Genomic DNA, 15,544 nt, shown 5'->3' on the forward strand with positions numbered 1-15,544 from the left:
GGTCCTCGCCGTCGGCGGCTCGCCTCGTCCGTCGCGCTCGAGAGGCGCAGCCAGGCGAGCCCGGCCTCCCGCCCTGCGTCGGTGCGCCACTTCGGTGGTCGAGCCTGTCGAGACCCCCGCACCCCGACGCCGCCCGAACCCCAGCGAGCATCCCAGCCCCTGACCGAGCCCCGGTCCCGGGCTCGAGGTGCGCGCGGAGCGGTCAGGCGTCGCCGAGCAGGAAGGGGACCTCCTGCGTGGCGTGCCAGGCGAGATCGTCGTCCGGCTCGGCGCCCGGCTCGAGGTCGACGTGCACGCTGGCGACGTCGCGCCACGGGGCGCTGACGCCGGGGGTGGCGACGTCGACGGCGAGCACCACGCGGCGGGGGTCGGCGGTGGCCGACGCGCGCTCTGCGGAGGCGACCGCGGCGTCGAGGAGGGCGTCGTACTCGGCCTCCTCGGAGGTGTCGCCGGCGCGTACGCCGTCGGTCGTCGGCACCGAGCCGGCGGCGTGCAGCTCGGCGAGCTCGGCGAAGGTCGAGGGGACGTAGACGCGGATCACGAGGTGGCCTTCCGCTTGCGGCCACGAGGCACCCGCGGACGGGTGCCCGTGACGGTGTCGAGGAGCTCGTCGAGGGCCTCGGTGAGGCACTGGCCGAGGACGTCGGCGTCGGGGACGCGCGCGCCGTCGGCGGTGATGCCGTAGGCCACCTGCCCGTCGTAGCTGGTGACGCCGATCGCGAGCGCGTGCCCGGGCAGCAGCGGCGGCACGGGATAGGTGAGCTCCATGCGGGCGCCCGCGGCATAGAGCGGCGACTGCGGGCCGGGGACGTTGGTGACCATCAGCTGGAAGCTGCGACGCGCCTGCTCGGCGGCCACCCGCGAGCCGATCGCGTGGAAGGTGGTGGGCGCGAAGCCGGCGATGCCGGCGAGCCGGTTGGCGGCGACGCCGCGTCCGGTCTCCTTGTGGGCCTGGAAGGAGTACGACACCTGGTGCAGGCGCACGACCGGGCTCGGCTCGGCGATCGGCAGGTCGACGAAGTGGGCGGCGATCTGGCTGCCGAGCGAGGTGGCCTCGAGCTCGCGGTCGATCACCGAGACCGGCACGAGCGCGCGCACCTGGCGGAAGCCCGCGAGCGACTCGTCGTGGGTGAGCAGCCAGCCGCGCAGGCCGCCGGCGATCGTGGCGAGGATGACGTCGTTGACGGTGCCGCCGTGCACCTCGCGGATGCGACGGTAGGCCGCGAGGTCGGAGACGACCGAGACGACCCGGCGCTGCTGGGAGTGCGCGGCGAGCATGCCGCGCGGACGCTGCGGTCGGCGTCCGGTGAGCGCGGCCGCCGTGCGGCGGGCCGAGTGGCGCCAGTGCTCCGCGGTGCGCAGCACGCTGCCGGAGGTGGTGCGCATGGTGTCGGCCAGCACGTCGGCGGAGGTGAGGGACTCCCGCACGGCACCGGCGACGAGGCCTCCGGGCGACGGCGTGCGGGACGGCCGCCACTCGTCGGCGCCGAGCACCTTCGGCGTCGGGGAGGCGTCGAGGAGCACCTGGCCCAGGTCGACGGTCTCGACGCCGTCGACGAGCACCTGGTGGGACTTCGAGAGCAGGGCGAGGCGGCCGTCGGCCAGCCCCTCGACGAGGTACATCTCCCACAGCGGCTTGGTGCGGTCGAGCGGACGCGACACGATCCGCGACACCAGCTCGCGCAGCTGGTCGGGGGTGCCCGGGCGCGGCAGCGCCGAGCGACGCACGTGGAAGCGCAGGTCGAAGTCGGGGTCGTCGACCCACACGGGGTTCGCGAGACGGCCCGGCACCGTCATCAGGCGCTGCCGGTAGCGCGGCGCGAAGGCGATGCGGTCGGCGATCAGCTCCAGCAGCCGCTCATGGTCGAAGCCGGAGTCGGCGGGGTCGAAGATCTCGACCGTGGCGTTGTGCTTGGGGGTCGCGAGGGACTCCTCGGCCAGCAGCGCGGCGTCGCGCGGTCGCAGCCGTTCACCCATCGAGCGACCTCCGTCCAGGCGTGGTTGTCCGTCGTGGGATTCTTGCAGAGGTCACGGCGCCGGACCGTCCACGTCTCGGCGCAACCGACGTGGCCCGCCTCACCCGCCCGTCCCACCGCACCCAGCATCGAAGGATCGATCATGCGCCTGGCCGCCACCGCCGTCGCCCTCACCGCCGTCCTCGCCCTCGCCGGTTGCGGCGGGGAGGCCGACACCGCAGCCGACGCCGGCACGCCCGCCGCAGGCGCCTCCGGCTCCGCGTCCGACAGCGCGTCGGGCAGCGCGTCGGGCAGCCCGTCCAGCGAGGCCACCGGCACCACGATCGACGTCACGATCAAGGGCGACCAGGTGACGCCGAACGGCGAGCGGGTGCCCGCCAAGGTCGGCCAGCCGGTGGTCCTGAAGGTCACCGCCGACAAGCCCGGCGAGATCCACGTGCACTCCACCCCCGAGCAGGAGCTGGAGTACCAGAAGGGCGTCACCGAGCTCACGCTCACCAACCTCGACCAGCCCGGCATCATCACGGTCGAGTCGCACACCCTGGACAAGGTCATCGTCCAGCTCCAGGTCTCGTGATCGGCACCGACTCCCCCGTCGTCGGCGACGGGGTGACGCTGGCGCACGGCATCGGCGGCGCCAAGGACCTGCCGATCTCGCCCGAGCTGGCCATCGTCGGCGCCGTGGCGGCGCTGGCGGTCTCCTTCGTCGTCCTCGCCGTCGCGTGGCGCACCCCGCGCTTCGACGAGCGCACCAGCGGCACGCCGCTGACCTGGCTGACGCCGGTCGTCGACAGCGTCGCCTTCCGCGTGCTGGCGCGCGTCGTGGGCCTGGCGATCTTCGGCTGGGGCGTCTTCGCGGCCGTCTTCGGGCAGGACCTGCTCACCAACCCGTTCTTCGGGATGTTCTACGTGTGGCTGTGGGTCGGCATCGTCCCCGCCAGCGTGCTCCTCGGGCCCTTCTACCGCGCCGTCAGCCCGGTGCGCTCGATCAACTGGGTGCTGGCGAAGGTCACCGGCGGCGACTCCTCCCGCGGCCTGTTCGAGTACCCAGAGCGCCTCGGCCTGTGGCCCGCCGCCCTCGGCCTGTACGCGTTCGTGTGGCTCGAGCTCGTCTACCCCTACTCCACCGAGCTCGGCCCCGTGCGCCTGTGGATGGCGGTGTACGTGGCCGTCATGCTGCTCGGCGGCGCGCTGTTCGGCGACCGGTTCTACGAGCGGGCCGACCCCTTCGAGGTCTACTCCTCCCTCGTCGCCCGGCTCTCGGTGTGGGGCCGGCGTGACGGCCAGATCGTCCTGCGCAGCCCGTTGGCCAACCTCGACACCACTCCGGCTCTGCCCGGCCTGGTGGCGGTGGTGTCGGTGCTCTTCGGCAGCACGGCCTTCGACTCCTTCAAGGACTCCAGCCACTGGGTGCGCTTCATCCAGAACACGCCGGTGGTCAAGGACCACGACTGGGCCAACCAGCTGGCCAACAACGCGGGCCTGCTCGTCTTCGTGCTCGTCGTGGCCGGCGTGCTGGTGGCCGGCACGGCCGCCACGGGCGTCGAGGCCGGCACCCGACGGCTGAGCCTGCCGCCGCGGTTCGCGCACTCGGTGGTGCCGATCATCGTCGGCTACATCGTGGCGCACTACCTCTCCTACTTCGTCGAGGTCGGGCAGGACACCGTCGTCAAGGCCAGCGATCCGCTCAGCAACGGGTCGGACTACCTCGGCACCGGCAACCTCACGGTGAGCTACTGGCTCTCCTACCACCCGACGCTGCTGGCCAACACCAAGGTGATCGCGGTCGTGGCCGGCCACGTGCTCGGCGTCATCGCCGCCCACGACCGCGCCATCAAGCTGCTGCCCAAGCGGCACCAGGTGACCGGTCAGCTGCCGCTGCTGGTGGCGATGGTGGGCTTCACCGTCGGCGGGCTCTACCTCCTCTTCGCCGCCTGACCCCGCCCGCGGGCGCGGGCGGCTCGACGCCGGCGACGGAGGCGGCCAGCACCCGCAGCGCCCGGGCGGCCGGGCCGTCGGCGTCGGTGACGGGGCGTCCACCGGCCTGGGCGCGGTCGACGGCGGCGGGGTCGTCAGGCACGACCACGACCTCCTCCGCGCGGCAGACCTCGCGCAGCATCGCCACGATCTCGCGCTCGGACCAGCCGAGGGTGGTGCGCATGCGGTTGAGCACGACCACGGCGGCGACCACGCCGACCTCGCGCAGCTCGGCGAGCCCGCGGGCGATGCGCGCCAGCCCGACGGGGTCGGGGGCGCCGACCGCGACGATCGCGTCGGCGCAGGCCAGGGCCTCCAGCGTCAGCTGCTGACGCGGCGGTCGACCGGCGAGCTCGGCGGCGGGGTCGTCCTCGAGGCTCGCGCCGACGTCGACGACGACGTCCCCGTGGCGAACGAGCGCGGCGAGCAGCCGCTCGAGGACGCCGGCCCGGACCTCGCTCCAGCGGTCGGCGCGCGGGAGCCCGGTGACCAGGCCGCAGCGCGGCGCGAGGGTGCGCACGACGCCGGCGGCGTCACGCTCCAGGGCACCGGTGACGTCGAGGCGGGCCGCGGCCAGGAGGCCGGAGACCTCCTCGATGACGCCGAGCTGGTGGGCCAGCGCACCACCTTGGGGGTCGGCGTCGACGAGCACCGTGGGGCGCCCGAGGTCGGCGAGCGCGGCGGCGAGACCGACGGCGACCGTGCTGCGTCCGGGGGCCCCGGCCGGCCCCCAGACGACGATGACGCGGCCCGGCCCGGCCGGCCCGGCCGGCTCGACCGGCTCGACGTCGTCGGCGTCCGCGTCGGCCCGGCCGGGATCGCCGTGGCCGCCTGGGTGGCCGGGGTCCTCGGGCAGGGCGGCGACGGCGCGTGCGCCCGCCGGCTCGCTCGCGCCGGCCTCGAGCACGGCCGCCAGGAGCGCGGCGGGGTCGTCGTCGGCGACGAGCCGACGGGCCCCGATGCGATCGGCGTGGGCCCGCGCCCGCTCGTCGACGCCGTGGCCCGCGACGACCACCGGGGTCACCTGGTGGTGGCGCAGTCGCTCGAGCGCCGAGGCGTCCAGGCCGACGGCGTCGAGCCCGACGACGGCCACCTGGGCCTGCCCGGTGGCGGCGGAGGCGAGGAGGTCCTCGACGTCGACGCAGCGCTTGAGCACGGCGACGTCGCGGCGGGCGGCCATCGCCGCGAGGACGGTGGACTCCCAGGCGGCGCCGGCCGCGGAGACCAGGACGACGACGGGACCGCTCATCGCTCAGCCACGGCCGACGACGATGATCTGCGGACCCTGGAGCGCACCGAGCCGACGGAAGAACCCCGCGGCGGCGTCCTCGGGGACGGCGAGCACGAGCCGTCGCTTCCCGCTGACGGCCAGGCTCTCCTCGGAGGTGCGGGCGTCGACGACGCTGACGCCAGCCAGCGCGGGCGCGCCGCCGGGCGCGTCCGTCGCGCCGGCGGCCGAGCCCGAGGAGCCCGAGGAGCCCGAGGAGCCCGAGGAGCCCGAGGAGCCCGAGGAGCTTGAAGAGCCTGAGGACGAGCCCAGCAGGTAGACGTCGACGACGCTGCCCTGCCGCACCGACTCCGGCACCTGCTCGGGGTCGACGGCGAGCGGGACCTCGACGGTGCCCGAGCGCTCGCCCAGCGCCGCGCGCGGCACGAGCTCGCCGGCGCCGACGGGCCGCAGGAGGCCCGCCTCGTCCGGCAGCGGCTCGTCGGCGCGCAGGTAGCGGTCGAGGTCGGCGGGGTCGGAGAGCCGCACCTGCTCGCGGACGAGGTCGCCCGGACGCAGCGTGGTGCCGGCGCCGAGGTCGGCGCGCGCCGCCCAGACCGGCACGGTCTCGTCTGCGGCCGCGACGACCCGTGCGCCGAGGAGCACCGACCCTGCGACGAGGGCGAGGCCGACCCAGAGGCGGGGATCGCGCCAGCCGGGAGCGCGGGTGCGCTGGGCCGGCTGGGCGGCGCCGCCCGGCGCGGGCTCCGATGCGGTGGTGGACGCGCGCGACGTCCTGAGGGTCCCGAGATCCATGCAGGTCGAGTTCCGCGCTCGCCGCCGGCTCAAACCTGGTCCTCCACAGGCCGGGGCGCCGCGGCGGCGTCCCGACGGAGCGGGTGCGAGGATGGGGACATGGCCGGCACGCCCCGCTTCCTCACCCTCGCCGATGTCGCCGAGGTGCTCAACACCTCCAGCGCCCAGGTGTACGCGCTGGTGCGCCGCGGCGACCTCCCCGCCATCAAGATCGGCGGACGCGGCCAGTGGCGGGTGGAGTCCGAGCAGCTCGAGGCCTACATCGCGCGGATGTACGCCGAGACCCGCGCGTTCGTCGACGAGCACCCCTACGTCGACGCCGACACCGACGCCTGAGCCGTCCCGCTGCCGGTCTCGGGTCGGGATCGACCTCGGGCTCAGCCCACCTCGGCGCGCAGTCGCACCGCGATCTCGCGGGTCTCGCCGTCGCGGGTCACGCGGAAGCGCACCTGCTCGCCGGGCTGGTGGGTGCGGATCGCGACGATGAGGCCGATGCCGTCGGTGACGCGCTGCCCGTCGACCGCGGTGATCCGATCGCCCGAGCGCAGGTCGGCGGCCGCCGCCGCGCCCCCGTCGACGATCTCCGCCAGCACCGCGCCGCGCCCGTCGTCGCGCCCGGTGCGCACCTGGGCGCCGATCACCGGGAACTGGGCGCGTCCGGTGCGCAGGATCTGGTCGGCGGTGATGCGCACCTGCTCCACCGGGATCGCGAACCCGACGCCGATGCTGCCCGACTCGGTGCTCGCGCCGCCGCCGGTGGTGGCGATCGCGGAGTTCACCCCGACGACGCGGCCCAGCAGGTCGACCAGCGGGCCGCCGGAGTTGCCGGGGTTGATCGCGGCGTCGGTCTGCACGGCGTTGATGTAGGACGACTGGTCGTCGGTGCGCCCCGTGCTCACCGGCCGCTGCAGGGCGCTGACGATGCCCGCGGTGACGGTGGAGCTCAGGCCCAGCGGGGACCCGAACGCCACCACGGTCTGGCCGACGACGAGGCTGCGGGAGGCGCCGAGCGCGGCCGGACGCAGCCCCTTCGCCTTCGGGACGCTGAGCACCGCGAGGTCGTAGACGGTGCTGCGGCCCACGATGGTGGCGTCGTAGCGGGTGCCGTCCTGGTCGACGACCTGGATCGGTCCGTCGTCCTTGGCGGCCGCCGCGACGACGTGGTTGTTGGTGATGACGTGGCCCTGCCGGTCGAGCACGAAGCCCGAGCCGGTGGCGCCGTCGTCCTGGCCCTGGTACTCGGCGATGATCTGCACGGTGCTGGGGAGCAGGGTCTTCGCGACCTTCGCGACGGTGCCGTTCGGCGGGGTGAGCGGGGCGCGGGTGGCGAGGTCGACGCCGTCGAGCCCGTCGACGACCGGTCCGATCGCGGGCTGCTCGCCGCGGTCGTAGGCGGCCGCGCCGACGATGCCGCCGACGACGCCGAGCACGAGCGCCAGCGCGCTGACCGCCGGCCAGATCCACGGCGAGGTGCGGGCGCGCGGCTCGCGGCCGGGTCCCTGCGGCGGGCCGACGTCGATGCTGGAGGGGACGGGCCGGTAGCCGGCCTGCTGCGCGCCCGGGTACGACGGCGGCAGCGCGGGGCTGCCGTAGGGGTGCGGGTACGGCGGCGGCGCCGCGGGATCCTGCTCGCTCACCGCTCCATCATGCCGGGGCGTCGTGCGCGAGCGGTGGCGTCAGCGGGTGAGACGGCGGAAGAGCACGGTGTCGGTCTGGGTGGGCGTGCCCACCGAGACCGTCGGCGACTGCTGACGGGTCGGGGCGTCGGCCGGCGCGGCCCCGAGCGTCAGGACCCCCATGACCGCGGCGCCCGCGGCACCGCCGCCGATCGCGGCGAGCGTCAGCGCGCCGCGGCTGGGCCGGTCGGCGGAGCGGCTCGGCGGGGCGGGCCACGGCGCGGGAGGCACCGGGGCGGGGGCGCCGGACGCGTCGCCCTTGAGCAGGCCCTTGAGTCCCTCGGGCGCGCCGGGCACGGCGTCGGCCGAGAGCCCGGAGAGGCGGGTCTTGATCCAGCCCTCGCGCTCGACGAGATCGCGGCAGCCGTGGCACACGTGCACGTGCGCCCAGGCGCGCTCGGTCTCCTCGGGGCCGAGCTGGCCGTCGAGGAGCGCGCTGACGCGGGTGCCGAGGTGCCCGATCACCGGCCCGCCACCGGCTTGACGACGGGGGCCGACTCGAGCACCGGGCCGGCGAAGCGGGTGCGTCCGCGGCCCGGGGCGCGGTGGGCCAGGGCGCTGCGCAGCATCGCGCGGCCGCGGTGGATGCGCGAGCGCACGGTGCCGAGCTTGGCGTCGAGGATCTCGGCGATCTCCTCGTAGGTGAGGCCCTCGACGTCGCAGAGGACGACCGCGGCCCGGAAGTCCGGGGGCAGGGTGGCCAGCGCCCGCTCGACGTCGTCGTCGAAGCGCTGGTCGTGGTAGGCGGCCTCGGGCGCGGGGCTGGCGCTGGTGAGGCGGTCGGCCCGCTCGTCGGAGAGGGCGTCGAAGCGGATGCGCTGACGTCGACGGGCCTGGTCGAGGAAGAGGTTGGTGGTGATGCGGTGCAGCCAGCCCTCGAAGGTGCCGGGCGTGTAGGAGTCCAGCGAGCGGAAGACGCGGACGAAGACCTCCTGGGTGAGGTCCTCGGCGTCGGGACGGTTGCCGGTGAGCCGGTAGGCCAGGCGGTAGACGCGGTCGGAGTGCAGCTCGACGACCTCGTCCCAGCTCGGGACGCCCTCGCGAGGCGCCTGCTCGCGCCCCTGCGGCTCCTGATGCCCCTGCTGCCCGGTCATGGCTCGTCCTCTCCTGCCGATGCTCACCTCGACCTCGCTCACGCTAGGGGCCCCGACTGAGAGGAGCCTGTGACCTGGTCCAACGGCCGATGAGCCGCGTGCGTTCCCACCCCGGGCGCGTCCGGGCGGCCCGGGCGCGTCGCGCGATAGGTTGCGGCCCATGAGCGCGCTGCCCCCCGTGTCACCCGCGAGCTGGTCCTACGCGGAGACCTTCGTGGCCGAGGACGAGATCCTCGCCGCCGCCCGCGACCGCGCCGTCGAGGTCGGCGTCGTGCCGATCGGCTCGGGCGCCGGCGCCGTGCTGCGCTTCCTGGCCTCGGTGCTCGACGCCCGCTCGGTCGTCGAGATCGGCACCGGCACCGGCGTCTCGGGCCTGTGGCTGCTGCGCGGCATGCGGGAGGACGGCGTGCTCACCACCGTCGACATCGAGGCCGAGCACCAGCGCCTGGCCCGCCAGACCTTCACCGAGGCCGGCATCCCCACCCAGCGCGCGCGCACCATCTCCGGCGCCGCCCTCGACGTGCTGCCCCGCCTCACCGACGGCCACTACGACCTCGTGTTCTGCGACGGCGAGAAGACCGAGTACTCCGCCTACCTGGCCGAGGCGCTGCGGCTGCTGCGTCCCGGCGGCGTCGTCGCGTTCGACAACGCCCTGTGGCACGACCGGGTGGCCGATCCCGCGCGTCGTGACGAGGAGACCGTCGCCGTCCGCGAGCTCGGCCGCGCCGTCGCCGCGCACGAGAGCCTCGTCCCGGTGCTCCTGCCGGTGGGCGACGGCCTGCTGTGCGCCCGGAAGGTCTGGCACCCCGACGCCGGCTGAGGACCTGCTCGAGGGGCTCTACTCCGGGGCGGGGACGAAGCCGTCCCAGCCCTCGGCGAGGGCCAGCACCTCGCAGGCCTCGACGAGCGCCGGCGGCGCTCCGACGACCCGCGAGATCGCGGTGGCCGCGCCCCCGGTGCGCACCGACTCCTCGTGACGCTCGCGGCTGGCCTCGTCGCCGAAGAGGTAGAGGCACTCGAACCAGGCGCCCCGCACCGCGCGCCACTGCACGAACCGCAGGCCGGCCTGGCCGGTGTGGCGGGCGTGCTCGGGGCCGTGGACGTGGGTGGCCAGCTCGTCGACGAGGTCGGCGGCCGAGCCCACCAGCGACCAGCGCACCGTCAGCCCGAGCAGCGGACGGCGGGCGCGGGTCACCGGGTCACCCCCGGCCCCCGACCCCCGCGAGCGGCTCGGTCGAGCCGAGCCAGGTGAGCAGGAGGCGGGCGCCGAAGCCCGTGGGTCCGGCGCTCCACTCGAAGGAGTCCGACGGGGAGTCGCCCACCGACGCGAGGTCGAGGTGCGCCCACGGCAGTCCGCCGGTGAAGTGCTGCAGGAACAGCGCGGCCGTGACGGCGCCCGGGCCGCCGGCGGCGTTGTCGGCGTCGGCGACCGGGGAGGCCAGGCGCTCCTCGTAGCCGGCGTGCAACGGCAGGCGCCACACCGGCTCGCCAGCCGCGGTGCCGGCGTCGCGCAGGCTCGCGGCGAGGACGTCGTCGGAGGCGAACAGGCCGCCGGTGCGCAGGCCGAGCGCGACCTTGACCGCACCGGTGAGGGTGGCGACGTCGACGAGGGCCGCGGGCTTGATCTGCTCGACGGCGTAGGCGAGGCCGTCGGCCATGACGAGCCGGCCCTCGGCGTCGGTGTTGGTGACCTCCGAGGTGCGCCCGCCGTAGTGGCGCAGGACGTCGCCGGGGCGGATCGCCGAGCCGGAGACGGCGTTCTCGGCGCAGCACAGCAGGCCGACGACGCGCACCGGGCAGCCGACGTCGCGCAGGGCGGCCATCGTCGCGAGGACGACGCCCGCGCCGGTCATGTCGCGCTTCATCGAGGCCATCGCCTCGCCGGGCTTGATCGAGAGGCCGCCGGTGTCGAAGGTGATGCCCTTGCCGACCAGGACGATCGTCGGGGTGCGGCGGCTCGCCTTCGGCGGGGTGTAGTCGAGCCGCACCAGGCGCGGCGGGGTGGCCGAGCCCTGGCCGACGCCGAGGATGCCGCCGAAGCCGTCGGCGGCGAGCTCGCGCTCGTCCCAGACCCGGTGCTTCAGGCCGGTCTCCTCGGCCACCGCGACGGCCTGCTCGGCCAGCCATGCGGGGCTCTTGAGGTTCGAGGGGGTGGCGGCGAGGGCGCGGGCGCGCCAGCTGGCGGCGCCGACGGCCAGGGCGCGCTCGAGCACGGGCCGACGGTCGGCGTCGCAGCCGGTGAGGACGACCCGGCCCACGGGGCGCACCGACGGGCCCGTGGAGCGCCAGTGGAAGCCGAAGGAGCCGAGCACGAGGCCGACGACGAACGCGTCGAGGCCGGCGTCGTCGCCGAGCGAGGCCGCGCTGGTGGCGACGGCGTCGCGGTCGGTGGTGGCGCGGGCCAGGGTGGCGCCGGCGCGCCGCAGCGCGCTCGGACCGGCGTCGCCGACGCCCAGGAGCAGGACGGTGCGGACCTCGGGTGCCTCGGGCAGCCCGTCGGGCACGACGACGCGGACGGCCTCGCCAGGACGACCTGTGGCGCGCTCGGCCTCGAGGACCGCGAGGAGGTCCAGGCCCAGGAGCTCGGAGAGCTCGGCGCCGCCGGGCCCGAGCAGCGGGCCGGAGACGGGAGCCCCATCGGCCCCGTCGGCGCCGTCGGCGTCCTCGGGGCGATCGGTGGAGTCGTCAGGACCGGCGAGCACGGGAATGGCGACGACGTCGACCCCCGCGACCGCCTGCACCCCCAGCGCGCTGAGGTCGAAGGCGGGTGGACCGACCTGGTCGGGCAGGTCCGGGCGGGGGATCGACGTCGTCGTCACCATCGGGCTTCGCAGCAGTCGGTCGGCGTCAGCCGACGACGGCCTTGAGGGCGTCGCCCAGGGCGCCGGCCTCCTCGGCGTTGAGCTCGACCACGAGGCGGCCACCGCCCTCGAGCGGCACGCGCATCACGATGCCGCGGCCTTCCTTGGTGACCTCCAGCGGACCGTCGCCCGTCCGCGGCTTCATCGCCGCCATCCGGCACCTCTTCCCAAGTCGTGCGTGCAGTGGCGCACCATTATCCCCTATCGCGGGTGTGCTTCGCGCCACGCCCCCCTCGAGGCGCCGGTCGACGGGCCGCCACGGGCCTCGCCAGGCTCAGACGCTGCCCTGCAGATAGGCGTAGGTGAAGACGATCGCGCCGACCAGCATGCCGACGTGGGCGAGCACCGAGAGCCACGGTCCGCGCGACCAGGTGTCGGTGCCCTCGCTGCTGTGGCGGCCCTTGCTGGGCAGCCAGCGCAGCAGGATCAGCAGGCCGGCGAGGGTGACGATCCACCAGCCGGCCAGGGCCAGCACGCCCGCGCCGGGACCACCGAGGAGGGAGTCGCCGGGGGCGAGCAGGAACGCGGTCCAGCCGACGATGGTGAGCAGCCCGAGCACGGTGTGCACGCCGAGGAGCACCGGGCCGACGGCGTGGTGGCCGGCGCCGCGACGACCCGAGAGCCGCTTGCGGGTGAGCACGACGTCGAGCAGCGCCAGCGCGGTGAGCGCCATGACGAGGATCCTCATGCGTCCTCCTCCGCGCTGGGGCTCGCGGACGCCTCGGCCTCGCGCTCGGCGATGAGCCGGTCGACCAGGGCGTCGACCTCGCTCATGCGGTAGCCGCGGAAGGCGAGGCTGAAGCGGACGGCGCGGAGGTCGTCGGCGGTGACCGGTCCGGTGGTGGGCAGGGTGGAGTCGGGGCGGTCGCCGTGGACGTCCTCGAGCGGGGCGCCGCGGCCGGAGGCGACCACGGCCACGCCGCCCATCGCCAGCACGATGAGCGTGGCCAGGAACCAGGTCATGCGTCCTCCCGGGCGGCGACCATCGTGGCGACGGCCTCCTCGACGTCGTCGGTGACCACCATCATGTCGAGGTCGGCGGCCCCGATGGTGCCTGCCGCGAGCGCGGTGTCGCGCAGCCAGCCCAGCAGGCCCGACCAGTACGCGGTGCCCATGAGCACGATCGGGAAGCGGGTGACCTTCTTCGTCTGCACCAGCGTGAGGGCCTCGAAGAGCTCGTCGAGGGTGCCGAGGCCACCGGGCAGCACGACGAAGCCCTGGGAGTACTTCATGAACATGGTCTTGCGGGCGAAGAAGTAGCGGAAGTTGATGCCGACGTCGACCCACTCGTTGAGGCCGGCCTCGAAGGGCAGCTCGATGCCGAGGCCGACGCTGACCCCGCCCGCCTCGCTCGCGCCGCGGTTGGCCGCCTCCATCGCGCCGGGGCCGCCGCCGGTGATGACGGCGAAGCCGGCCTCCGCGAGCCCGCGTCCGAGCTCGACGCCCTGGGCGTAGGCCGGGGAGTCGACGGCCGTGCGCGCCGACCCGAAGACGCCCACCGCCTCGCCGAGCTCGGCGAGCGCGCCGAAGCCCTCGACGAACTCGGACTGGATGCGCATGACGCGCCACGGGTCGGTGTGGACCCAGTCGGTGGGGCCGCGGGAGTCGAGCAGACGCTGGTCGGTGGTGGTGGCGTCGATCTCGCCGCGGCGCTGCACGATGGGGCCCTTCGCGTGCGAGCGCATCAGGACAGCCACTCCCGCAGCACCCGCTCGCAGCGCTGGATCTCCTCGACCGGCACGAACTCCCCCTGGGTGTGGGCCAGGAGCGGGTCGCCCGGGCCGTAGTTGACCGCCGGGACGCCGAGCGCGGTGAAGCGGGCGACGTCGGTCCAGCCGAACTTGGGCTGCGGCTCGGCGCCGACGCTGGCGACGAAGTCGCGGGCGGCGGGGCGGTCGAGGCCGGGCCGGGCGCCGGGGGCGGAGTCGGTGAGGGTGATCTCGAAGCCCTCGAAGACCTCCTCGACGAACGCGAGCGCCTCGGCCTCGGTGCGGTCGGGGGCGAAGCGGTGGTTGACGGTGACGACGCACTCGTCGGGCACCACGTTGCCGGCGACGCCGCCTCGGATGCCGACGGCGTTGAGGCCCTCGTGGTAGGTCAGGCCGTCGACGACCGGGCGGCGGGCCTCGTAGGCCGAGAGCCGCTCGAGGATCGCGCCGGCGCGATGGATGGCGTTGACGCCGCGCCAGCTGCGCGCGGAGTGGGCGCGCTCACCGCGGGTGCGGACCTCGACGCGCAGGGTGCCCTGGCAGCCGGCCTCGACGCCGGCGTTGCTGGGCTCCATGAGGATCGCGAAGTCGGCGGCGAGCAGATCGGCGTGGTCGCGGGCCAGGCGGAACAGGCCGTTGGAGGCGGCGTCGATCTCCTCGGCCTCGTAGAGCACGAAGGTGACGTCGCGGTTCGGCGTCAGGGCGCCCGAGCCGATCGCGCCGGCCAGGCGCAGGATGACGGCGTCGCCGCCCTTCATGTCGCAGGCGCCGAGGCCGTGGAGCAGGCCGTCCTCGAGGCGTCCGGGGAGGTTGTCGTTGGCCGGGACGGTGTCGAGGTGGCCGGCGATGACGACGCGCTCGGCGAGGCCGAGGCTCGTGCGGGCGACGATCGTGTGGCCGTGCCGGACGACGTCCAGGAGCGGCAGGGGGCGCAGCGCCTGCTCGACGAGGTCGGCGATGGCCTCCTCGTGGCGGCTCTCCGAGGGGAGGTCGACCAGGAGCCGGGCGATCTCGACGACGTCGGCGTCGAGGTCGAGGGCGGACGCGAGCGGCTGCGGCATGCCGCCATCCAACCAGAGCACAACACTGGAACAGGTTCTAGTTCTGCCGTAGTCTCCGCGCATGCGCCACGGCATCGTGCTGTTCACCTCCGACCGCGGAGTCACCCCCGCCCAGGCGGCCCGGGCCGCGGAGGAGCGCGGATTCGACACCTTCTACGTGCCCGAGCACACCCACATCCCGATCAAGCGCACCGCCGCGCACCCCGGCACCGGCGACGAGACGCTCCCCGACGACCGCTACCTGCGCACCCTCGACCCGTGGGTCTCGCTCGGCACCGTCGCCGCCGTCACCTCGCGCATCGGGCTCTCCACCGCCGTGGCGCTGCCGGTGGAGTCCGATCCGATCACCCTCGCCAAGGCCATCGCCACCCTCGACCACCTCTCCGGCGGACGCGTCTCGATCGGCGCCGGCTTCGGATGGAACACCGACGAGCTCGCCGACCACCACGTCCCGGCCGGCCGACGCCGCACCGTGCTGCGCGAGTACGTCGAGGCCATGCGCGCGCTGTGGACCCAGGAGGAGGCCGCCTACGACGGCGAGTTCGTCTCCTTCGGCCCCTCGTGGGCCTATCCCAAGCCTGTGCAGGCCCACATCCCGCTCATCATCGGCGCCGGCGGCGGGCCGAAGACCTTCGCCTGGATCGCCGCCCACGCCGACGGCTGGATGACCACCCCCACCCAGCAGGACATCAGCACCCACATCGAGGCCCTCCACGCCGCCTGGCGCGAGGCCGGCCGCGACGGCCTCCCCGACGTCCGGGTGCTCATCGCCTTCAAGCCCGACCCCGCCGACCTCGCCCGCTGGGCCGAGCTCGGCGTCACCGAGCTGATCTGGGGCATCCCCGACGCCGGCCCCGACGTCGTCGAGGCCCACCTCGACAAGCTCGCCGCCCGGCTCGGGATCGAGCCGGGGGTCCTGCTGGGGTGAGCCGAGGCAGTTTCATCGGCTGGCCGATGAAACTGGCGGTTGCACGCTGAAACTTCATCGTCCAAGCGCCAGTTTCGTGCGCACGCCGCCCTGGGAGCCTGGGGACGGCCGCGTCGTTCAGGGCGGTTGTGGACGGTTGGTGCCGCGCATGTGCGCGGGTGCGGCCGGTGTGCGTTTCGGCGGCTGGCCGCCGAACCTTGCGGTTGGCGTTTGAAGCTTCGAACGCCAACCCACAGGTC

The 15,544-nt window shown here is 74.9% G+C and carries 19 protein-coding genes; 5 read left to right on the top strand and 14 right to left on the bottom strand.

Annotated elements, in window-relative coordinates; genetic code table 11:
* Window positions 1-202: 202 nt before the first annotated feature.
* Window positions 203-541 (bottom strand): DUF6912 family protein, encoded by a 339-nt coding sequence (locus tag ACZDWJ_RS11175; RefSeq protein ID WP_463521034.1) that lies wholly within the window; start codon window positions 539-541, stop codon window positions 203-205.
* Window positions 538-1,977 (bottom strand): WS/DGAT/MGAT family O-acyltransferase, encoded by a 1,440-nt coding sequence (locus tag ACZDWJ_RS11180; protein ID WP_463521035.1) that lies wholly within the window; start codon window positions 1,975-1,977, stop codon window positions 538-540. The genes ACZDWJ_RS11175 and ACZDWJ_RS11180 overlap by 4 nt, the downstream gene beginning before the upstream one ends.
* Window positions 1,978-2,118: 141 nt before the next feature.
* On the opposite strand from ACZDWJ_RS11180, the gene ACZDWJ_RS11185 reads away from it, so the two are divergent.
* Together ACZDWJ_RS11185 and ACZDWJ_RS11190 are read left to right on the top strand one after the other, a co-directional pair.
* Complete coding sequence (locus ACZDWJ_RS11185; protein WP_463521036.1) at window positions 2,119-2,553, top strand: hypothetical protein; 435 nt, start codon at window positions 2,119-2,121, stop codon at window positions 2,551-2,553.
* Complete coding sequence (locus tag ACZDWJ_RS11190; protein WP_463521037.1) at window positions 2,550-3,914, top strand: hypothetical protein; 1,365 nt, start codon at window positions 2,550-2,552, stop codon at window positions 3,912-3,914. The genes ACZDWJ_RS11185 and ACZDWJ_RS11190 overlap by 4 nt, the downstream gene beginning before the upstream one ends.
* On the opposite strand, the gene ACZDWJ_RS11195 is transcribed toward ACZDWJ_RS11190, so the two are convergent.
* Together ACZDWJ_RS11195 and ACZDWJ_RS11200 are read right to left on the bottom strand one after the other, a co-directional pair.
* On the bottom strand, window positions 3,877-5,202 hold the full coding sequence (locus ACZDWJ_RS11195; RefSeq protein WP_463521038.1) for a nucleotide-binding protein: 1,326 nt from the start codon (window positions 5,200-5,202) through the stop codon (window positions 3,877-3,879). The genes ACZDWJ_RS11190 and ACZDWJ_RS11195 overlap by 38 nt on opposite strands.
* A gap of 3 nt (window positions 5,203-5,205) precedes the next feature.
* On the bottom strand, window positions 5,206-5,976 hold the full coding sequence (locus ACZDWJ_RS11200) for a hypothetical protein (RefSeq protein WP_463521039.1): 771 nt from the start codon (window positions 5,974-5,976) through the stop codon (window positions 5,206-5,208).
* A gap of 99 nt (window positions 5,977-6,075) precedes the next feature.
* On the opposite strand from ACZDWJ_RS11200, the gene ACZDWJ_RS11205 reads away from it, so the two are divergent.
* The gene (locus tag ACZDWJ_RS11205) at window positions 6,076-6,312 is read left to right on the top strand and encodes a helix-turn-helix domain-containing protein (RefSeq protein WP_463521040.1); all 237 of its coding nucleotides are present in this window, start codon (window positions 6,076-6,078) and stop codon (window positions 6,310-6,312) included.
* 41 nt (window positions 6,313-6,353) lie between these two features.
* On the opposite strand, the gene ACZDWJ_RS11210 is transcribed toward ACZDWJ_RS11205, so the two are convergent.
* The 3 genes from ACZDWJ_RS11210 to sigE are packed head-to-tail and all read right to left on the bottom strand — an operon-like array spanning window position 6,354 to window position 8,746.
* A complete protein-coding gene (locus ACZDWJ_RS11210; RefSeq protein ID WP_463521041.1) occupies window positions 6,354-7,613 on the bottom strand; it encodes a S1C family serine protease in 1,260 nt (419 codons plus the stop codon).
* Between the two features lie 39 nt (window positions 7,614-7,652).
* On the bottom strand, window positions 7,653-8,117 hold the full coding sequence (locus ACZDWJ_RS11215) for a hypothetical protein (RefSeq protein WP_463521042.1): 465 nt from the start codon (window positions 8,115-8,117) through the stop codon (window positions 7,653-7,655).
* The gene (gene sigE / locus ACZDWJ_RS11220; protein ID WP_463521043.1) at window positions 8,114-8,746 is read right to left on the bottom strand and encodes an RNA polymerase sigma factor SigE; all 633 of its coding nucleotides are present in this window, start codon (window positions 8,744-8,746) and stop codon (window positions 8,114-8,116) included. The genes ACZDWJ_RS11215 and sigE overlap by 4 nt, the downstream gene beginning before the upstream one ends.
* Before the next feature lie 160 nt (window positions 8,747-8,906).
* Between sigE and ACZDWJ_RS11225 the strand changes: the two genes are divergently transcribed.
* Window positions 8,907-9,566 (top strand): O-methyltransferase, encoded by a 660-nt coding sequence (locus tag ACZDWJ_RS11225; protein WP_463521044.1) that lies wholly within the window; start codon window positions 8,907-8,909, stop codon window positions 9,564-9,566.
* A gap of 18 nt (window positions 9,567-9,584) precedes the next feature.
* Here the strand turns inward: ACZDWJ_RS11225 and ACZDWJ_RS11230 are convergent, their stop codons facing one another.
* The 7 genes from ACZDWJ_RS11230 to dapE form a co-directional block, all read right to left on the bottom strand.
* Window positions 9,585-9,941 carry a hypothetical protein gene (locus ACZDWJ_RS11230; RefSeq protein WP_463521045.1) on the bottom strand — a complete coding sequence of 119 codons (357 nt, stop codon included), beginning with the start codon at window positions 9,939-9,941 and terminating at the stop codon, window positions 9,585-9,587.
* A gap of 4 nt (window positions 9,942-9,945) precedes the next feature.
* A complete protein-coding gene (locus ACZDWJ_RS11235) occupies window positions 9,946-11,568 on the bottom strand; it encodes a leucyl aminopeptidase family protein (protein WP_463521046.1) in 1,623 nt (540 codons plus the stop codon).
* 25 nt (window positions 11,569-11,593) lie between these two features.
* Entirely contained in the window at window positions 11,594-11,761 is a 168-nt protein-coding gene (locus ACZDWJ_RS11240; protein WP_166191440.1) for a DUF3117 domain-containing protein, read from the bottom strand.
* Window positions 11,762-11,881: 120 nt separating this feature from the next.
* Window positions 11,882-12,295, bottom strand: coding sequence for a hypothetical protein (locus ACZDWJ_RS11245; protein ID WP_463521047.1), 414 nt, complete (start codon window positions 12,293-12,295; stop codon window positions 11,882-11,884).
* Window positions 12,292-12,570, bottom strand: coding sequence for a DivIVA domain-containing protein (locus ACZDWJ_RS11250; protein WP_463521048.1), 279 nt, complete (start codon window positions 12,568-12,570; stop codon window positions 12,292-12,294). The genes ACZDWJ_RS11245 and ACZDWJ_RS11250 overlap by 4 nt, the downstream gene beginning before the upstream one ends.
* Window positions 12,567-13,292, bottom strand: a complete 726-nt coding sequence (locus ACZDWJ_RS11255) for an LOG family protein (RefSeq protein ID WP_463521049.1) — start codon at window positions 13,290-13,292, stop codon at window positions 12,567-12,569. The genes ACZDWJ_RS11250 and ACZDWJ_RS11255 overlap by 4 nt, the downstream gene beginning before the upstream one ends.
* A complete protein-coding gene (gene dapE / locus ACZDWJ_RS11260; protein WP_463521050.1) occupies window positions 13,292-14,377 on the bottom strand; it encodes a succinyl-diaminopimelate desuccinylase in 1,086 nt (361 codons plus the stop codon). Before dapE ends, ACZDWJ_RS11255 begins: the two co-directional genes overlap by 1 nt.
* A 61-nt stretch (window positions 14,378-14,438) precedes the next feature.
* Here dapE and ACZDWJ_RS11265 point away from each other — a divergent pair, with 61 nt between their 5' ends.
* Window positions 14,439-15,305: an LLM class F420-dependent oxidoreductase gene (locus ACZDWJ_RS11265; RefSeq protein WP_463521051.1), complete on the top strand. Its 867-nt coding sequence runs from the start codon at window positions 14,439-14,441 to the stop codon at window positions 15,303-15,305.
* The last annotated feature ends 239 nt before the right edge of the window (window positions 15,306-15,544 follow it).

Source organism: Nocardioides sp. B129/18 (genome assembly GCF_055282735.1).

Excerpts from the sequence above, each read along its gene's own strand:
- sigE (WP_463521043.1), bottom strand. The coding sequence starts at position 8,746 with ATGACCGGGCAGCAGGGGCATCAGGAGCCGCAGGGGCGCGAGCAGGCG.
- ACZDWJ_RS11195 (WP_463521038.1), bottom strand. The coding sequence starts at position 5,202 with ATGAGCGGTCCCGTCGTCGTCCTGGTCTCCGCGGCCGGCGCCGCCTGG.
- ACZDWJ_RS11180 (WP_463521035.1), bottom strand. The coding sequence starts at position 1,977 with ATGGGTGAACGGCTGCGACCGCGCGACGCCGCGCTGCTGGCCGAGGAG.
- ACZDWJ_RS11255 (WP_463521049.1), bottom strand. The coding sequence starts at position 13,292 with ATGCGCTCGCACGCGAAGGGCCCCATCGTGCAGCGCCGCGGCGAGATC.
- ACZDWJ_RS11250 (WP_463521048.1), bottom strand. The coding sequence starts at position 12,570 with ATGACCTGGTTCCTGGCCACGCTCATCGTGCTGGCGATGGGCGGCGTG.
- ACZDWJ_RS11200 (WP_463521039.1), bottom strand. The coding sequence starts at position 5,976 with ATGGATCTCGGGACCCTCAGGACGTCGCGCGCGTCCACCACCGCATCG.
- ACZDWJ_RS11205 (WP_463521040.1), top strand. The coding sequence starts at position 6,076 with ATGGCCGGCACGCCCCGCTTCCTCACCCTCGCCGATGTCGCCGAGGTG.
- ACZDWJ_RS11240 (WP_166191440.1), bottom strand. The coding sequence starts at position 11,761 with ATGGCGGCGATGAAGCCGCGGACGGGCGACGGTCCGCTGGAGGTCACC.
- dapE (WP_463521050.1), bottom strand. The coding sequence starts at position 14,377 with ATGCCGCAGCCGCTCGCGTCCGCCCTCGACCTCGACGCCGACGTCGTC.
- ACZDWJ_RS11235 (WP_463521046.1), bottom strand. The coding sequence starts at position 11,568 with ATGGTGACGACGACGTCGATCCCCCGCCCGGACCTGCCCGACCAGGTC.
- ACZDWJ_RS11225 (WP_463521044.1), top strand. The coding sequence starts at position 8,907 with ATGAGCGCGCTGCCCCCCGTGTCACCCGCGAGCTGGTCCTACGCGGAG.
- ACZDWJ_RS11245 (WP_463521047.1), bottom strand. The coding sequence starts at position 12,295 with ATGAGGATCCTCGTCATGGCGCTCACCGCGCTGGCGCTGCTCGACGTC.
- ACZDWJ_RS11265 (WP_463521051.1), top strand. The coding sequence starts at position 14,439 with ATGCGCCACGGCATCGTGCTGTTCACCTCCGACCGCGGAGTCACCCCC.
- ACZDWJ_RS11185 (WP_463521036.1), top strand. The coding sequence starts at position 2,119 with ATGCGCCTGGCCGCCACCGCCGTCGCCCTCACCGCCGTCCTCGCCCTC.